Genomic DNA, 15,652 nt, shown 5'->3' with positions numbered 1-15,652 from the left:
CCGCCCCCTTTTGGGGGGGGGGGGCCCGGGCGCGAACGGGGTCCGGGGCGGAGCCCCGAGTCTTTGACGGGGGTCGAAGGGGCGCGCAGCCCCTGGGGATGGGACGGGTAGGGGCGGCGGGGGCGGAGATCGCTCGATAGCATGCCCAGGTAGAAGAGGATCACCGGTGGCTGGGAGGCAAGGGATGGCTGGGGAGCCGCAGGACGACTGTCTGTTCTGCAAGATCGTGGCGGGGCATGTGCCGGCCACCATCGTGAGGGAGACGGAGACGACGGTCGCGTTCAGGGACATCAACCCGCAGGCGCCGACGCACGTCCTGGTCATCCCGAAGGCCCACTACGCGGACGCCGCCGCACTCGCCACCGCCGCCCCGGAACTCGCCGCCGACGTCCTCCGCGAGACGCAGGCCGTCGCCGACGAGGACAAGCTGGAGAGCTACCGCATCGTCTTCAACACCGGCACCGGCGCCGGCCAGACCGTCTTCCACGCGCACGCCCACGTCGTCGGCGGCCGCGGCCTGCAGTGGCCCCCCGGGTGACGAGCCGTGTCCGTACGTGAACTGGTGGTCCTCGGCACCGCCAGCCAGGTCCCGACCCGGCACCGCAACCACAACGGCTATCTGCTGCGCTGGGACGGCCAGGGGCTGCTCTTCGACCCGGGCGAGGGCACCCAGCGGCAGATGCTGCGCGCCGGGGTCGCCGCACACGACCTGAACCGCATATGCGTCACCCACTTCCACGGGGACCACTCGCTGGGCCTCGCCGGTGTCATCCAGCGGATCAACCTCGACCGGGTCCCGCACGACGTCACGGCCCACTACCCGCGTTCCGGGCAGCGGTTCTTCGACCGGCTGCGGTACGCCACCGCGTACCGGGAGACGGTCCAGTTGATCCAGGCGCCGGTCGACGGGGAGGGCGGGGCGCTGGCCGCGACCCCCTCGTACACGCTCGACGCGCGGAAGCTCTCGCATCCCGTCGAGTCGTACGGGTACCGGCTCGTCGAGCCCGACGGGCGGCGGATGCTGCCCGAACTGCTCGCCGAGCGCGGGATCAAGGGGCCGGACATCGGGCGGATACAGCGAGAAGGAGCGATCGGGGACGTCTCGCTCGACGACGTGAGCGAGGTGCGGCGCGGGCAGCGGTTCGCGTTCGTCATGGACACTCGGTTGTGCGACGGGGTCTACGCCCTCGCCGACGCGGCCGACATGCTCGTCATCGAGTCCACGTTCCTGAATGAGGACATCGAACTCGCCGTCGGCCATGGTCATTTGACGGCCGGTCAGGCCGCCTCGGTCGCCCGTGACTGCGGCGTACGGCATCTCGTCCTCACCCACTTCAGTCAGCGCTACTCCGAGCCGGAGGAGTTCGAACGGCAGGCCAGGGCCGCCGGGTTCGAGGGGGAGCTGTCCGTGGCGCACGACCTGATGAGGGTGGCGCTTCCGAAACGGCGGTAGAGCAGCCGTACGATGCCTTGATGTCCCTCCCCAAAGCTGAACTGCACCTGCACATCGAAGGAACCCTGGAGCCGGAGCTGGCCTTCGCGCTGGCCGCCCGCAACGGGGTCTCGCTGCCGTACGCGGACACGGACGAGCTCCGCAAGGCGTACGAGTTCGAGGACCTGCAGTCCTTTCTGAACCTCTACTACGAGCTGATGGCCGTCCTGCGCACCGAGCAGGACTTCGCGGACCTCGCCGACGCCTATCTCGCCCGCGCCGCCGCCCAGGGCGTACGGCACGCGGAGATCTTCTTCGATCCGCAGGCCCATATCGCGCGGGGCGTGGGGATGGGGACGGTCGTCGAGGGGCTGTGGCGGGCGCTCGGGAGGAGCGAGGAGACGCACGGGATCTCCACCCAGCTGATCCTCTGCTTCCTGCGGGACGAGTCCGCGGCGTCCGCCCTCGACACCCTGGAGGCCGCGAAGCCGTACCTCGACCGGATCGTCGGGATCGGACTGGACTCCGCCGAGGTCGGCCACCCGCCGGTCAAGTTCCGTGAGGTGTACGAGGCCGCCGCCGCACTGGGCCTGCGGCGCGTCGCGCACGCGGGGGAGGAGGGGCCGCCGGAGTACATCACCGAGGCCCTCGACATCCTCGGCGTGGAGCGGGTCGACCACGGGCTGCGGTGCCTGGAGGACCCGGCTCTCGTCGAGCGGCTGGTGCGGGAGCGGATCCCGCTGACGCTGTGTCCGCTGTCGAACGTCCGGCTGCGGACCGTCGACACGCTCGCCGACCACCCCCTGCCCGCCATGCTCGACGCGGGCCTGCTGTGCACCGTCAACTCCGACGACCCCGCCTACTTCGGCGGGTACGCCGGCGACAACTTCGACGCCGTACGCCGCACCCTCGGCCTGAGCGAGGACCGGCTGCGGGAGCTGGCCCGCAACTCCTTCACGGCCTCGTTCCTGGAACACGACGAGGAGCGGCGGGCCCGCTGTCTCGCCGAGGTGGACGCGTACGACTTCGGGTGAGCGAAGGCCCTCAGGCCGCCGGGCCGTACTGGGGCTGCTCGGCGGTCGTCCGGGCCTGGGCCTGGGCCTGGCCCTGCTCCTGCTCCCGGTAGCGGGCGTGTTCCGTGGTGGCCGTGGGCGTGCGCAGGGCCACCCAGGTCAGGGGGGCCGTGATGACGAGGAGGCCCACGGCCAGGATCGCGCCCATCGCCGGGTAGCCGGCGTGGGTGGAGAGCAGGCTCCCGGTCAGGGGGCCGGCGGCCGTGCCGAGCGAGGACGCGGAGCCGACGAGGACCGCCCAGCGGCCGCGTGGGTCGAGTGCGGCGGCGAGGCCGATGAGGTACGACAGGACGACCGGGTAGAGGGTGTTCCAGGCGATCTCGCCCGTCGCGAAGGTCGTCAGGTCGGTCGCGGTGGCGCTGAGCGCGATGCAGCCGGCGATGAGGGCGGTGCCGCCGCCGATGGGGAGCGCGCGGCCGAAGCGCGCGCCCAGCGCACTCGCCCCGATCACCCCGAGCAGCCCCGCGCCGAGCGCCGTGGCGAAGACCGCGCCGACGGTGACCTCGGTGAGTCCGGCCTGGGTGGTGCCGATACGGCCGCTGACGCCCCACAGGGAGTTCTGGGCCAGGGACCACAGGAGCAGCGTGACGGCGAGGGTGAGGCCGTAACGGGGGTGGGGGAGCGGACCCCGTTCCCGGGTGACGTGGGCCGTGGCCACCGGGGCGGCGAGGCCTGTGGTCGCGGGCAGGGTGAGCAGGGCCGTGAGGGCGAGGGCGCCCAGTGGGAGGCCGTGGCCCGGGCCCAGCCGGGGGATCGTCAGATACAGCGCGCCGGCCAGCGCCGAGACGCTCAACAGGCCCAGCGTCGACGCCCGGTGCGGGTCGCGCTGTGCGGCGATCCCGGTCGCGGCCACGGCGGTCGCCGTACCGGAGCCGAAGCCGCCGACGACCACGCCCACGACCACGGCGGGGAGGGCGGAGACGAGCGCGGCGGTGCCGTAGCCGACGGCGGCGAGCAGCAGGCCCGCGCGGGCGAGGCGGCGGGGGCCGACGCGCTCCACCTGGGCGGCGAGCGTGAAGCCCGCCGTGGCCGAACCCAGCAGCAGGGCACTGCCGATGGCGCCTGCCTCGGTGGTGGTGAGGGGGAGGGCGGCGTCGAGTCTGCCGACCGTGGTGGGCAGGAGGTACGCGGCGAGATACCCGGCCGTGAAAAGGGCCACGAGGGGCCACGGCGGGGTGGTGGTGCGGGGGGACACGGGCGTTCCTGGGCGTGCGAAGGTGCGGCTCGACAAAGGGGGGATTGGGCGGCTGGCTGTCGACGGACAGGGACGCGCGGAGAATTTGTATCACGGCGCGTTTGGGGTGGGGATTAGCGGGTAAACGAGTGGCTTTTGGGGGTGGGTTGAGAGCGCGCTGAGGAGCACCTTGGGGCGCCAGGGCGCGTCGTCGGATGCGGGTGCGTGGGGCTTCTCGCGCAGTTCCCCGCGCCCCTGAAGGACCAGGCCCTGCGGGCCTGGAAGCACGGGGCGCAGCCCCTGGTTTTCAGGGGCGCGGGGAACTGCGCGAGCAACCACGAACCACCCGCAGCCGCCTACGAACAGGCACCCCCGAGCTACTGGGCGCCCGGCCTCAGGCTGAGCGGCGGAAGCCGATCGTGGGGACGGCCCGGCGCAGGGGCCAGGGGCTGACGTGTTCCTTCGGGAGGAGGTCCTCCAGGAAGGCGTACCGGCGCAGGGCGGCGGGGTCCTGGCGTTCCACGGACTGCACCCGGCGCCACCACGCGGCGATCTCGGACCAGCCGGGGGCGGAGAGGGAGCCGCCGAACTCCTGGACGGACAGCGCGGCGGTCAGACCCGCGAAGGCCAGCCGGTCCGCCAACGGCCAGTCCGCCAGCGTGCCGGTGACGAAGCCGGCGACGAACACATCACCCGCGCCCGTGGGGTCCATGGCCTCCACGGCGATGGCCGGCACCTCCGCAGTCTCACCGGTCCGGCCGTCCACGGCGTACGCGCCCTCCGCGCCCAACGTCACCACGGCCGTCGGGACATGGTCGGTGAGGGCGTGGGCGGCGGCCCGGGGGCACTCGGCGCCGGTGTACCGCATCGCCTCCGCCGCGTTGGGCAGGAACGCCTCGCAGTGGGCGAGATCGGCGAGCCCGGCCAGGTCCCAGGCGCCGGTCTCGTCCCAGCCGACGTCCGCGAAGATCCGGGTGCCCTTGCGCGCGGCCTGCGCGATCCAGGGGGCGCGTACCCCGGGTGTGAGGGAGGCGACGGCGGCGCGCGCGTGGGGCGGGCACTGCGGCGCGGACTCCTCCGGGGGTGCCTCGTGCCCGTGGGAGACCATCGTGCGCTCGCCCTCGTAGGCCATGGAGACGGTGACCGGGGAGTGCCAGCCGAGGACCGTGCGGGAGGTGGAGAGGTCGATGCCCTCGCCCTGCTCCAGGGCGTCCCAGCAGTACTCGCCGTAGTGGTCGTCCCCGAAGGCCGCCGCGAGGGACGTTCTCAGGCCGAGGCGGGCCAGGGCGGTGGCCATGTTCGCCACACCGCCGGGGCTCGACCCCATCCCGCGCGCCCAGGACTCGGTCCCGCGCACCGGGGCGGAGTCGAGCCCGGTGAAGATGATGTCCAGGAAGACGGTGCCCGTCAGATACACGTCCCAGGGCGGGTCACCAGCCGCTCTCAGGTCCCTCAGCGGGTCGACCTGGGGCCGGTGGTTCGGTCGCTCCCCTTTGAACGCGGTCACGATGTGCTCCCTGGCGTGGTGCGGATCTAGCCAGTCTGCACCAAACGCTCCGCGTGGGGCGGCGTCCCAAGGGGCTGCCGCCCCTTCGACCCCGCCCTTTCGCGTGCCGGCTCGGGGCGGGAGGGGTTTTGGCGGGTGCGGGTGGGTGGGGGTTGTTCGCACAGTTCCCCGCGCCCCTCAAGAAGCAGGGGCTGCGCCCCGTGCTTCTTGCTGAAGAACGTCCCCGTGTCACCAGCGAGGCACGGACGGCGTCACCCACCCCGGCTCCGCCACCCGCATCGCCGCCGCGTCGTCGCGGTCCCTCAGTGAACCGTCGTCGTCCAGCCACCGCCGATGCAGGAACCCCAGCTTGTCCCGGTCCAGTTCGACCCCGAGGCCCGGGGCGTCCGACACCCGTACCGCCCCGTTCTCGAAGGTGAGACGCGAGGTGAGGACGTCCTCGGACTGCCAGGGGTAGTGGGAGTCGCAGGCATGGTGGAGGCCGGGGACCGTGGACGCCACGTGTGTCATCGCGGCGAGGCTGATCCCCAGGTGGGTGTTGGAGTGCATGGACACCCCGACACCGAAGGTCCGGCAGACGGCGGCCAGTTCGCGCGTGTTGCGCAGCCCGCCCCAGTAGTGGTGGTCGGAGAGGACGACCTGGACGGCACCCTTGGTGAACGCCTCCTCGATCTCCGCGAAGGTCGTCACGCACATGTTGGTGGCGAGCGGCACCTCCGTGCGCGCGGCGACCTCGGCCATCGCGGGCGTACCGAGCGCCGGGTCCTCCAGATACTCGAGGACGTCGGCCAGCTCGTCCGCGACCTTCAACGAGGTCTCCACGGACCAGGCCCCGTTGGGGTCCAGCCGCAGCGGATGCCCGGGGAACGCCTCGGCCAGCGCACGGATCGCCGCGATCTCCTCCTCCGGCGGGAAGACACCCCCCTTGAGCTTGAACGACGTGAACCCGTACCGCTCCTTGAACGTCCGGGCCTGCTCCACGACCCCGGCCGGGTCCAGGGCCGCCCCCCAGTCGTCCTTCTCGCCGGCGACCCCCGCGGGATGGTCCGCCCACTTGTAGAAGAGATAGGCGCTGTACTCCACGGCGTCCCGCACCTTGCCGCCGAGCAGCGCGTGCACGGGCAGCCCCAGCGCCTTGCCCAGCGCGTCGAGACAGGCGACCTCGAACCCCGACACGACCGACAGCCGCAGCTTGTCGGCGGTCTGGACGCCGCGCAGCCCGCCCACGTCGACCTGCCCGGACACCCGGGACCCGTCCACAGCCACCTCGTCGGCCAGGACGAACAGCCCGTTCAGATCGCTGACCGTACGGCCCACCAGCTTCTGGGCGAACGGCCGGGCCAGCTCCAGGTACTTGGTGTCGCCGTACGTCTCGCCGACACCCGTGATCCCGTCGGCGGTCACGACCTCCACGATCAGCCGGGGCGTGTACGGCTGGTGCACCCCCTGCGTGTTCAGCAGCGGAGGGTCGGCGACCAGGATCGGGGTCAGCCGGACCTCGGTGATGGTCAGGTCACGGGTCGCTGGCACGGGGCGGCTCCCACGGTCGGGACGACAGGGGCGGTGGCGGCGAGGTCGGTTAGGCAAACGCTATCCATGTATGAAAATGGAGGCTAGATACATGAACACCCCACGTCAATCGAAGGGGCCGAAGGCCTCCTTAGGGGCGCGGGGAACCGCGCGAACCCCCACACGACCCGCAGCCCGGCAACCACACGCGGCACCGAGCCCTCCCCGGTAAAAGCCCTACGGCACTGTCACCCCCGCGTCGTACCCTGGGAGGCAAGCGCAGCGACACCGCTTCGAGGAGGAACCGCGGCCTACAGAGCCGGCCCATGACTCAGACACCCACAGCTCACACCCCCGCGCAGGGCAAGGCGAGAGCACAGTTCACCGTCCCCGCGGCGCACCCCATGGTGACCGTGCTGGGTTCCGGCGACTCTCTCCTGCGCGTGATCGAAAAGGCCTTCCCGGCGGTCGACATCCATGTCCGGGGCAATGAGATCAGCGCGGTCGGCGACGCCCCCGAAGTCGCTCTCGTCCAGCGCCTGTTCGACGAGATGATGCTGGTGCTCCGCACCGGACAGCCGATGACGGAGGATGCGGTGGAACGCTCGATCGCCATGCTGAGGGCGAGCGAGAACGGGAAGAGCGACGGCCAGGAGACCCCGGCCGAGGTGCTGACACAGAACATCCTGTCCTCGCGTGGCCGCACGATCCGCCCCAAGACGCTCAACCAGAAGCGGTACGTCGACGCCATCGACAAGCACACCATCGTCTTCGGCATCGGCCCGGCCGGCACCGGCAAGACCTACCTGGCCATGGCCAAGGCCGTCCAGGCCCTGCAGTCCAAGCTGGTCAACCGCATCATCCTGACCCGCCCGGCGGTCGAGGCCGGAGAGCGCCTGGGCTTCCTCCCCGGCACCCTCTACGAGAAGATCGACCCCTATCTGCGCCCGCTGTACGACGCGCTGCACGACATGCTCGACCCCGACTCGATCCCCAGGCTGATGGCCGCCGGGACGATCGAGGTCGCGCCGCTGGCGTACATGCGTGGCCGTACGCTGAACGACGCCTTCATCATCCTCGACGAGGCCCAGAACACCTCGCCCGAGCAGATGAAGATGTTCCTCACCCGCCTCGGCTTCGACTCGAAGATCGTCATCACCGGTGACGTGACCCAGGTCGACCTGCCCAACGGCACGAAGTCCGGTCTGCGCCAGGTCCAGGACATCCTGGAGGGCCTGGACGACGTGCACTTCTCCCGGCTGTCCTCGCAGGATGTCGTACGGCACAAGCTCGTCGGCCGTATCGTCGACGCGTACGAGAAGTACGACACCACGCACGGCACGGAGAACGGCACGCACAAGGGCGGCCGGGGCAAGGCCGGGCACAAGGGGAAGTAGACAAGCACAGCACCATGTCGATCGACGTCAACAACGAGTCCGGAACCGAGGTCGACGAGCAGGCGATCCTCGACATCGCCCGCTACGCGCTGACGCGGATGCGCATCCACCCCCTCTCCGAGCTCTCGGTGATCGTCGTGGACGCCGACGCCATGGAGCAGCTGCACATCCAGTGGATGGACCTCCCCGGGCCCACCGATGTCATGTCCTTCCCGATGGACGAGCTGCGCCCGCCGTCGAAGGACGACGACGAGCCGCCGCAGGGTCTGCTCGGCGACATCGTGCTGTGCCCCGAGGTCGCCGAGAAGCAGGGCAAGGAAGCGGAGACGCAGCACTCCATGGACGAGGAGCTCCAGCTCCTCACCGTCCACGGAGTGCTGCACCTGCTCGGCTACGACCACGAGGAGCCGGACGAGAAGGCCGAGATGTTCGGCCTGCAGGCCGCCATCGTGGACGGCTGGCGCGCGGAGAAGGGCATCACCGGCCCCTCCCCGGCACCGACCGTGTCATGAGCGCGACCCTCATCTCAGGCGCCGTCGCCCTGGTCGTCGTGGCCTGGCTCTTCGCCTGCGCGGAGGCGGGCCTCGCGCGGGTCTCCAGCTTCCGCGCCGAGGAGGCCGTACGGTCCGGGCGGCGCGGAAGCGCGGGGCTCGCCCAGATCGCGGCCGACCCGACCCGCTACCTGAACGTCGCGCTGCTCGTGCGCGTGGCCTGCGAGATGGCCGCCGCCGCGCTGGTCACCTACGCCTGCCTGAAGGAGTTCGACGCGACCTGGGAGGCCCTGGCCGTCGCCATCGGCGTCATGGTTCTCGTCAGTTACGTGGCCGTCGGCGTCTCCCCGCGCACCATCGGCCGCCAGCACCCCTTGAGCACGGCCACGGCGGCGGCGTACGTCCTGCTGCCCCTGGCCCGGATCATGGGTCCCATCCCGTCCCTCCTGATCCTCATCGGTAACGCGCTCACGCCCGGCAAGGGCTTCCGGCGCGGCCCCTTCGCCTCCGAGGCCGAGCTGCGCGCGCTGGTCGACCTCGCCGAGAAGGAGTCCCTGATCGAGGCCGAGGAGCGCCGTATGGTGCACTCGGTCTTCGAGCTGGGCGACACCCTCGTCCGCGAGGTGATGGTCCCGCGCACCGACCTGGTCGCCATCGAGCGTTACAAGACCATCCGTCAGGCCCTCACCCTCGCCCTGCGGTCCGGCTTCTCGCGCATACCGGTCACCGGCGAGAGCGAGGACGACATCGTCGGGATCGTGTACCTGAAGGACCTGGCCCGCAAGACACACATCAGCCGGGACGCCGAGAACGAACTGGTGTCCACGGCCATGCGCCCGGCCGTCTTCGTCCCGGACACCAAGAACGCCGGCGATCTGCTGCGCGAGATGCAGCAGGAGCGCAACCACGTCGCCGTCGTCATCGACGAGTACGGCGGCACCGCCGGCATCGTCACCATCGAGGACATCCTGGAGGAGATCGTCGGCGAGATCACCGACGAGTACGACCGTGAGCTGCCGCCGGTGGAGGAGCTGGGCGACGACCGCTACCGGGTCACCGCCCGCCTCGACATCACCGACCTCGGCGAGCTGTACGGGCTCGGCGCCTACGACGACGAGGACGTGGAGACCGTGGGCGGCCTCCTCGCCAAGGCCCTGGGCCGCGTCCCCATCGCCGGCGCCTCCTCGGTCGTCGCCCTCCCCGACGAGCGCGAACTGCGCCTCACGGCGGAGGCCGCCGCCGGCCGTCGGAACAAGATCGTCACGGTGCTGGTGGAGCCGATCGGCCCCGCCGAGCCGCCGGAGGAGGAGACGAAGTCCGAGTGACCCCTCAGGAGCTGCGTGCCTTCTGCCTCTCCTTCAACGAGGCCGTCGAGGATTTCCCCTTCCGCCCCGAGATCTCCGTCTTCAAGGTTCTCGGCAAGATGTTCGCGCTGAGCTGGACGGAGCAGCGGCCGCTGAAGGTCAACCTCAAGTGCGACCCCGAGGACGCGGTCCGGCTCCGCACCGAGCACCCCGGCCTGATCGCCCCCGGCTACCACATGAACAAGCGCCATTGGAACACCGTGACGCTCGACGGCCATCTCCCGGACCGCCTGGTCAAGGAGCTGATCGAGGACTCGTACGACCTGGTGGTGGCCGGTCTGCCACGGGCCGAACGGCTTCGGCTCGACCGGGCGTGACGCACCCCGTGCGGTGGTGGGCCGCACGCGTCTCCGTATGCTCGGCCCATGACCGACACCAGCGCGCTTGACCCCGAGGACCGCAAGATCGTCACCCTGGCCCGTTCCGCGCGGGCCCGCAACGCTGTGCCCGAGGGGGCGGCCGTACGGGACGAGACGGGCCGTACGTATGTCGCCGGGACCGTGGCCCTCGACTCCCTGCGGCTCAGCGCGCTGCGCACGGCCGTCGCCATGGCGGTGGCGTCCGGCGCCAAGTCCCTGGAGGCGGCGGCCGTGGTGACCGACGCGGAGACCCTGCCGGACGAGGACCGGGCCGCCGTACGGGACCTGGGCGGCCCCGGGACGCCGGTACTGGTGGCGGGCCCGGACGGGGCGGTGCGGGTGACGGTGACGGCGGGCTGACCCCCTCTGCGGGTCAGTTCTTCTGCAGGGTCCGTGTCACCCCCGCGATGACCGCTGTCGTCAGGATCCAGCCGAAGGCGATCAGGGCGTAGGCCAGCCACTGGGGGGTGGGGTCTGTCCAGTACCAGGCCGTGCGCTGGCCCAGGCCGCCGATGGGGATAAGGAGGTCGAGGGTGTAGACGAGGGGCTGGAAGGGGGCGCCCTCGCCCGGTTTCACCGGCGTGGGGGTGTGGGCGTCGAAGACGAGGGTGCCCAGCAGCGTCAGGGTGAGCAGCCAGACGCCGGCCAGCCAGGGGCGGTAGCCGTAGCCGACGGTCGCGTCGAGGAGGTGGCCCCAGGCGCGGGCCATCGGGGAGAGGGTGCGGCGCCGGTGGCGCTGCTTGGCCAGGAGCACCCGGCGGGCGTCGTCGTCGTGCCCGACCTTGCGGTACCAGGCCGCCAACTGCTCATACGGCTGTGGGCTGTAGCCCGGACTGCGCTGTACCCACTCCATACGGCGGGCCACCGCCGCCGGGCCGCCCACCGCCTCCCGCCGCTCGCCCTCCACGTCCGCGGTCTTGATCGAGCCGTAGACGAAGCCGTCCAGCTCCACGACCTCCGGCCAGCTGTGTGCGCCCTCGTGGAGGTACGACACCTGGGCGCCCCGCAGATCCACCGCTCCCGTCGGCCGCCGGGCCAGGGCGAAGTCGAAGTCGGCGGCCTGCATGAGCATGGCCACCAGGGCCGGGCCGGTGCCCTCGCCGTCGTCGGGTGTTCCGTTCAGGACGGCGCCCTCGAAGGACAGGTTGTCCGTGATCTGGGCGCCACGCAGGCGGACGGTGCCGTTGGAGACGAACCCGCCGGAGCAGTCGACCGTCTGGGCGACGGCGTTGTCCAGGGCGAGGGTCACCCCGTGCGGGCCGGGCCGTTCCAGGCGGGCTCCCCGCAGGAACAACCCGCCGGGCAGCTGGGCGCCCAGCAGCCGGACTTCACCGTCGGCGACGAATCCGCGCCGGCAGAAGAGGCCTCCTTCGACGACCAGGCCACCGGCGGACATCGCCCACCCGTCGGGGGCGATCAGCCGGGCCCTGTTCAGCATGATGCCGCCGGTCACATGGGCGTTGACCAGGGACAGGGCGGTGCTCTCGCGATGGAAGGGGGAGGAGGCCGGCCCTGCTTCCACCTGGGTGCCGAGCAGATCGAGACGTCCCCCGATCCGGCTCGACCCGGCCTCCAGCCTGGGCACCCGGCTGCCCATGATCGCGACCGTCCGCGTCTCCGCCCCGTAGAGGTTCACCTCCTGCTCGAACCAGCACTCCTCCAGCCAGAGGGGGTGCTCGATCCGGGCACCGGCCAGGTCGAGACGGCCGGAGATCCGCGCCCCGGCGAGAGAGAGCGAGCCGACCGCGCCGGGCCGCTGAGCGGCGTTGGAGCCGAGCAGCAGCGCCGCGATCACCGCCGCCCGCACCGTCCGCCGCGGTCCCCACTCCCCGCCCCCGGTGACCCGGTCCTCCTCCGGCGACCCTGTCCGCAGATCGACCCGCCGCCCTTCCGGAAACGCGTCCCACAGCTCACGCTCCGGCCCCGTCAACTCGTCGTAAGTGAGCACCCGTACAGGGTAGTGATCTTCGACCGTGCGGTGCCGGGTGTCGCTCGCGGCGTAGTGTTACGGCCGGTAACAGCCCTCCGAGCTGCGTGAAAATCTTGCGCGGGCGAGTGGACATCCGGGCCGGGCTACCGGCGAAACCGCGCGGCGCGGGACAGATCGCCTCACCGTCCCGACCCTGCCGGCGAGTGGGTCCGCACCCCCGGCGATCGGCTTCGGCCACTTTCGCCGACCCTTGGCGCAACCCCCGGAACAGCTCTTGCAATCTCGGGCCGCTCACGCCTCAATGGAGCCGTTCTCTTGGCGGACCGTCATATTCCGCCGCGCGGCCGCGCATTGCACCGCCCCCACATGGCAACGCCCGTACCGGGCCGTACGAGGTTTCCCCAGGCCTCGTGCGCATCCCGTACCAGGGAAGGGAATTCGCTCCATGAAACGCATACGACTCGGAGTCGGCTCGGCGCTCGCGGCAGGGACGCTGGCCGTCACCGGCCTCGCGTTCGCCCCGACCGCCTCGGCCGTCACCCCGGACACCGCGACCATCAACGCCAGCTGCACCATCGGCGGCTCCGGCGCGGCCACGCTCACGGCCACGCAGAGCGGGACGACCGCCACGGTCACCCTCTCCTCCGAGGAGATCACCGCCCCGATCGCCCTCGCCGAGGACTCCATCCAGTCCACGCTCACCTTCGTGAAGGCGAGCGGCGGCACGACGTCCTTCACCGGCACCGAGAACCCGGCCCTGGCCGCCGGTGACGGCATGGTCGTCGGTCCGCTCACCGGTACCGTCGCCCCCGGTGACAGCCTGGAGGCGTACGGCGGCTCCCTGCAGATGGTGGTCTTCGGCATCACCGTGAGCTGCACGGCGAGCGGACCGCAGTCGCCGGGGCCGTTCGTCTTCGACTGAGCCGAGAGCTCCTGAACGAGGGGTGGTGCCGTCCGGCGGCACCACCCCGCACCCCGGCCCTGTGTCTCAGAGCGCGTCGGGACCCCGCTCGCCCGTCCGCACCCGTACGACCGTCTCCACCGGCACCGCCCACACCTTGCCGTCGCCGATCTTCCCGGTCTGCGCGGCCTTGACGATCGTCTCGATGACGGCGTCGGCGTCGGCGTCCTCGACGACGATCTCGATGCGGACCTTGGGGACGAGGTCGACCTGGTACTCGGCACCGCGGTACACCTCGGTGTGGCCGCGCTGCCGGCCGTAGCCGCTGGCCTCGCTGACGGTCAGACCGTCCACGCCCGCCTCCTGCAGAGCGGTCTTGACCGCGTCGAGGCGGTACGGCTTGACGATCGCGGTGATGAGCTTCATGCCTGGGCCTTGGCCTTCTGCGTGGGGGGACGGTGGACGAGACGGATGAGATGGGCGAGGTGCCCGGGCACCGTGGCCCAGGACGCCGTGATCGTATGCCGTCTCGGCGTGGGACCGTAAGGCCGAGACCGGCGTGCCCGTGGTCCTCGTCCGCGGCCCTCGGCCGACCGGGTCGCGAGGGCGTGACGGCGACCGGGCCGGCGGCCGCGCCGTTGCGGAACGCTCACGTTCCGTGGTGGGTGCGGCGGGGCTTCGGCGATCAGGGACAATGGGCGCCATGAGCGTTCGTACCCAGTCATCCGAGAAGCCGGCCGAGGCCGCCCACCGCGCCGGCTTCGCCTGCTTCGTGGGCCGCCCCAACGCGGGCAAGTCCACCCTCACGAACGCTCTGGTCGGCCAGAAGGTGGCGATCACCGCGAACCAGCCGCAGACGACGCGGCACACGGTACGGGGCATCGTGCACCGCCCGGACGCCCAGCTCATCCTGGTCGACACCCCCGGCCTCCACAAGCCGCGCACGCTGCTGGGCGAACGCCTGAACGACGTCGTGCGTACGACGTGGGCCGAGGTCGACGTGATCGGCTTCTGTCTCCCGGCGAACGAGAAGCTCGGCCCCGGTGACCGCTTCATCGCCAAGGAACTGGCGTCCATCAAGAAGACGCCGAAGATCGCGATCGTCACCAAGACCGACCTCGTCGACAGCAAGGCGCTCGCCGAGCAGCTGATCGCGATCGACCAGCTCGGCAAGGAGCTGGGCTTCGAGTGGGCCGAGATCGTGCCCGTCTCGGCGGTCGCCGACAAGCAGGTGGACCTGCTGGCCGACCTGCTCGTCCCGCTCCTCCCGGAGGGCCCGGCCCTCTATCCCGAGGGCGACCTCACCGACGAGCCCGAGCAGGTCATGATCGCCGAGCTGATCCGTGAGGCGGCCCTGGAGGGCGTCCGCGACGAGCTCCCGCACTCCATCGCCGTCGTCGTCGAGGAGATGCTCCCCCGCGAGGACCGCCCCGCCGACAGGCCCCTCCTCGACATCCACGCCTTCGTCTACATCGAGCGCCCCAGTCAGAAGGGCATCATCATCGGCCCCAAGGGCAAGCGCCTGAAGGAGGTCGGCATCAAGTCGCGGAAGCAGATCGAGGCGCTGCTGGGCACGCCGGTCTTCCTCGACCTCCATGTGAAGGTGGCCAAGGACTGGCAGCGCGATCCTCGGCAGCTGCGGAAGCTGGGGTTCTGAGGGGGCGGCGAGACTCTGAGCCGAGCACGGCCGTTTAACCGGTCGCGCACCCTGGTCAAGTTTGACTAGCGTTGAGGTATGGGCGAGAAGACGATTCCGATCCTTCCGTGTCCGAGCCTCCGGCCGCTCCTCGACTTCTACGCGGCCCTCGGCTTCGAGATCACCTTCCAGCAGCGCAGCCCCAACCCGTACGCCGTGGTGGAGCGGGGCGGCATCGAGCTGCAGTTCTTCGGGCTGAAGGGGTACGAGCCGGCCGCCTCGGTCAGTACCTGCTACGTGGTCACGGACGACGTCGACGGCCTGTACGCCGCGTTCCGGGCCGGGCTCAAGCAGGCGTACGGGCGGGTGCCGACACGGGGGCTGCCACGCATCGGGCCGCTGAAGGACATGTCGTACGGCATGCGGCAGTTCCTGATGACCGACCCGGGCGGCAACTGTGTACGGGTGGGGCAGCCGACGAGCGAGGACCAGAGCCACCGGCCCGCCCCGAAGGAGACCTACGCGCGGGCCCTGCACCACGCGTCCCTGTTGGCGGACTCCCGGGAGGACCCGGCCGCCGCGGCGAAGGTCATCGACCGGGTGCTCCGGCCCGGGGAGGGCGAACCGGCCCCCACGGCGTCACAGCAGGTACGGCTGCTCGTGCTGCGCGCCGACGTCGCCGTGCGGACGGGCGACGAGGAGGCGGCGGCGGACGCGATCCGGCGCGCCGGGGCGGTACCCCTCACCGACGAGGAGCGGGAACAGGTCCGGGACAGCCTCCTACGGCTGGAGGACCTGCGGGGCCGGGAGCAGGCATGAGAAAAGCCGCCGCCCCGGATCTCCGGGGCGGCGGCCGTCATGTCGTGCAGGGTCCGGCGG

At 71.3% G+C, this 15,652-nt stretch carries 16 protein-coding genes; 11 read left to right on the top strand and 5 right to left on the bottom strand.

The genetic code is table 11. The features are described from left to right. Nucleotides 1–184: 184 nt before the first annotated feature. The 3 genes from ACWD26_RS24880 to ACWD26_RS24870 are packed head-to-tail and all read left to right on the top strand — an operon-like array spanning nucleotide 185 to nucleotide 2,466. The gene (locus ACWD26_RS24880; protein WP_451273552.1) at nucleotides 185–538 is read left to right on the top strand and encodes an HIT domain-containing protein; all 354 of its coding nucleotides are present in this window, start codon (nucleotides 185–187) and stop codon (nucleotides 536–538) included. A 6-nt stretch (nucleotides 539–544) separates the two neighbouring features. Continuing rightward, on the top strand, nucleotides 545–1,453 hold the full coding sequence (locus ACWD26_RS24875) for a ribonuclease Z (RefSeq protein ID WP_451273550.1): 909 nt from the start codon (nucleotides 545–547) through the stop codon (nucleotides 1,451–1,453). Nucleotides 1,454–1,473: 20 nt separating this feature from the next. Further along, nucleotides 1,474–2,466 (top strand): adenosine deaminase, encoded by a 993-nt coding sequence (locus ACWD26_RS24870; RefSeq protein WP_451273548.1) that lies wholly within the window; start codon nucleotides 1,474–1,476, stop codon nucleotides 2,464–2,466. 10 nt (nucleotides 2,467–2,476) lie between these two features. Here ACWD26_RS24870 and ACWD26_RS24865 read toward each other — a convergent pair whose 3' ends face one another. From ACWD26_RS24865 to ACWD26_RS24855, 3 genes are all read right to left on the bottom strand, one after another. Then, nucleotides 2,477–3,700, bottom strand: coding sequence for an MFS transporter (locus ACWD26_RS24865; RefSeq protein WP_451273546.1), 1,224 nt, complete (start codon nucleotides 3,698–3,700; stop codon nucleotides 2,477–2,479). A 373-nt stretch (nucleotides 3,701–4,073) separates the two neighbouring features. Further along, nucleotides 4,074–5,186: a carbohydrate kinase family protein gene (locus ACWD26_RS24860; RefSeq protein ID WP_451273544.1), complete on the bottom strand. Its 1,113-nt coding sequence runs from the start codon at nucleotides 5,184–5,186 to the stop codon at nucleotides 4,074–4,076. Between the two features lie 228 nt (nucleotides 5,187–5,414). Continuing rightward, nucleotides 5,415–6,716 (bottom strand): glucarate dehydratase family protein, encoded by a 1,302-nt coding sequence (locus tag ACWD26_RS24855; RefSeq protein ID WP_451273542.1) that lies wholly within the window; start codon nucleotides 6,714–6,716, stop codon nucleotides 5,415–5,417. A 305-nt stretch (nucleotides 6,717–7,021) separates the two neighbouring features. On the opposite strand from ACWD26_RS24855, the gene ACWD26_RS24850 reads away from it, so the two are divergent. The 5 genes from ACWD26_RS24850 to ACWD26_RS24830 are packed head-to-tail and all read left to right on the top strand — an operon-like array spanning nucleotide 7,022 to nucleotide 10,666. Continuing rightward, complete coding sequence (locus tag ACWD26_RS24850; RefSeq protein WP_451273540.1) at nucleotides 7,022–8,092, top strand: PhoH family protein; 1,071 nt, start codon at nucleotides 7,022–7,024, stop codon at nucleotides 8,090–8,092. Nucleotides 8,093–8,106: 14 nt separating this feature from the next. Next, nucleotides 8,107–8,604, top strand: coding sequence for an rRNA maturation RNase YbeY (ybeY, locus tag ACWD26_RS24845; protein WP_451273538.1), 498 nt, complete (start codon nucleotides 8,107–8,109; stop codon nucleotides 8,602–8,604). Next, nucleotides 8,601–9,908, top strand: a complete 1,308-nt coding sequence (locus tag ACWD26_RS24840) for a hemolysin family protein (protein ID WP_451273536.1) — start codon at nucleotides 8,601–8,603, stop codon at nucleotides 9,906–9,908. The genes ybeY and ACWD26_RS24840 overlap by 4 nt, the downstream gene beginning before the upstream one ends. Continuing rightward, nucleotides 9,905–10,264, top strand: coding sequence for an MmcQ/YjbR family DNA-binding protein (locus ACWD26_RS24835; protein ID WP_451273534.1), 360 nt, complete (start codon nucleotides 9,905–9,907; stop codon nucleotides 10,262–10,264). Before ACWD26_RS24840 ends, ACWD26_RS24835 begins: the two co-directional genes overlap by 4 nt. Nucleotides 10,265–10,312: 48 nt before the next feature. Beyond that, complete coding sequence (locus ACWD26_RS24830) at nucleotides 10,313–10,666, top strand: cytidine deaminase (protein WP_451273532.1); 354 nt, start codon at nucleotides 10,313–10,315, stop codon at nucleotides 10,664–10,666. A gap of 13 nt (nucleotides 10,667–10,679) precedes the next feature. Here ACWD26_RS24830 and ACWD26_RS24825 read toward each other — a convergent pair whose 3' ends face one another. Continuing rightward, nucleotides 10,680–12,254, bottom strand: coding sequence for an oxidoreductase (locus tag ACWD26_RS24825; RefSeq protein WP_451273530.1), 1,575 nt, complete (start codon nucleotides 12,252–12,254; stop codon nucleotides 10,680–10,682). Nucleotides 12,255–12,681: 427 nt separating this feature from the next. Here ACWD26_RS24825 and ACWD26_RS24820 point away from each other — a divergent pair, with 427 nt between their 5' ends. Next, nucleotides 12,682–13,158, top strand: coding sequence for a hypothetical protein (locus tag ACWD26_RS24820; RefSeq protein WP_451273528.1), 477 nt, complete (start codon nucleotides 12,682–12,684; stop codon nucleotides 13,156–13,158). 66 nt (nucleotides 13,159–13,224) lie between these two features. Here the strand turns inward: ACWD26_RS24820 and ACWD26_RS24815 are convergent, their stop codons facing one another. Continuing rightward, complete coding sequence (locus ACWD26_RS24815; RefSeq protein ID WP_451273526.1) at nucleotides 13,225–13,563, bottom strand: P-II family nitrogen regulator; 339 nt, start codon at nucleotides 13,561–13,563, stop codon at nucleotides 13,225–13,227. Between the two features lie 268 nt (nucleotides 13,564–13,831). On the opposite strand from ACWD26_RS24815, the gene era reads away from it, so the two are divergent. Then, complete coding sequence (era, locus tag ACWD26_RS24810; protein ID WP_451273524.1) at nucleotides 13,832–14,794, top strand: GTPase Era; 963 nt, start codon at nucleotides 13,832–13,834, stop codon at nucleotides 14,792–14,794. Between the two features lie 78 nt (nucleotides 14,795–14,872). After that, nucleotides 14,873–15,592 (top strand): bleomycin resistance protein, encoded by a 720-nt coding sequence (locus ACWD26_RS24805; RefSeq protein ID WP_451273522.1) that lies wholly within the window; start codon nucleotides 14,873–14,875, stop codon nucleotides 15,590–15,592. Nucleotides 15,593–15,652: the final 60 nt, after the last annotated feature.

It is taken from the genome of Streptomyces sp. NPDC002787, assembly GCF_053592095.1.
The sequence above is the reverse complement of the archived record's forward strand: the minus strand, read 5'-3'. Positions and strand labels throughout refer to the sequence as shown.

What these genes read in the sequence shown, in the direction of transcription:
- ACWD26_RS24880 (WP_451273552.1), top strand. Translation starts at nt 185, where the DNA reads ATGGCTGGGGAGCCGCAGGACGACTGTCTGTTCTGCAAGATCGTGGCG.
- ACWD26_RS24870 (WP_451273548.1), top strand. Translation starts at nt 1,474, where the DNA reads ATGTCCCTCCCCAAAGCTGAACTGCACCTGCACATCGAAGGAACCCTG.
- ACWD26_RS24850 (WP_451273540.1), top strand. Translation starts at nt 7,022, where the DNA reads ATGACTCAGACACCCACAGCTCACACCCCCGCGCAGGGCAAGGCGAGA.
- ybeY (WP_451273538.1), top strand. Translation starts at nt 8,107, where the DNA reads ATGTCGATCGACGTCAACAACGAGTCCGGAACCGAGGTCGACGAGCAG.
- ACWD26_RS24840 (WP_451273536.1), top strand. Translation starts at nt 8,601, where the DNA reads ATGAGCGCGACCCTCATCTCAGGCGCCGTCGCCCTGGTCGTCGTGGCC.
- ACWD26_RS24830 (WP_451273532.1), top strand. Translation starts at nt 10,313, where the DNA reads ATGACCGACACCAGCGCGCTTGACCCCGAGGACCGCAAGATCGTCACC.
- ACWD26_RS24820 (WP_451273528.1), top strand. Translation starts at nt 12,682, where the DNA reads ATGAAACGCATACGACTCGGAGTCGGCTCGGCGCTCGCGGCAGGGACG.
- ACWD26_RS24815 (WP_451273526.1), bottom strand. Translation starts at nt 13,563, where the DNA reads ATGAAGCTCATCACCGCGATCGTCAAGCCGTACCGCCTCGACGCGGTC.
- era (WP_451273524.1), top strand. Translation starts at nt 13,832, where the DNA reads ATGGGCGCCATGAGCGTTCGTACCCAGTCATCCGAGAAGCCGGCCGAG.
- ACWD26_RS24805 (WP_451273522.1), top strand. Translation starts at nt 14,873, where the DNA reads ATGGGCGAGAAGACGATTCCGATCCTTCCGTGTCCGAGCCTCCGGCCG.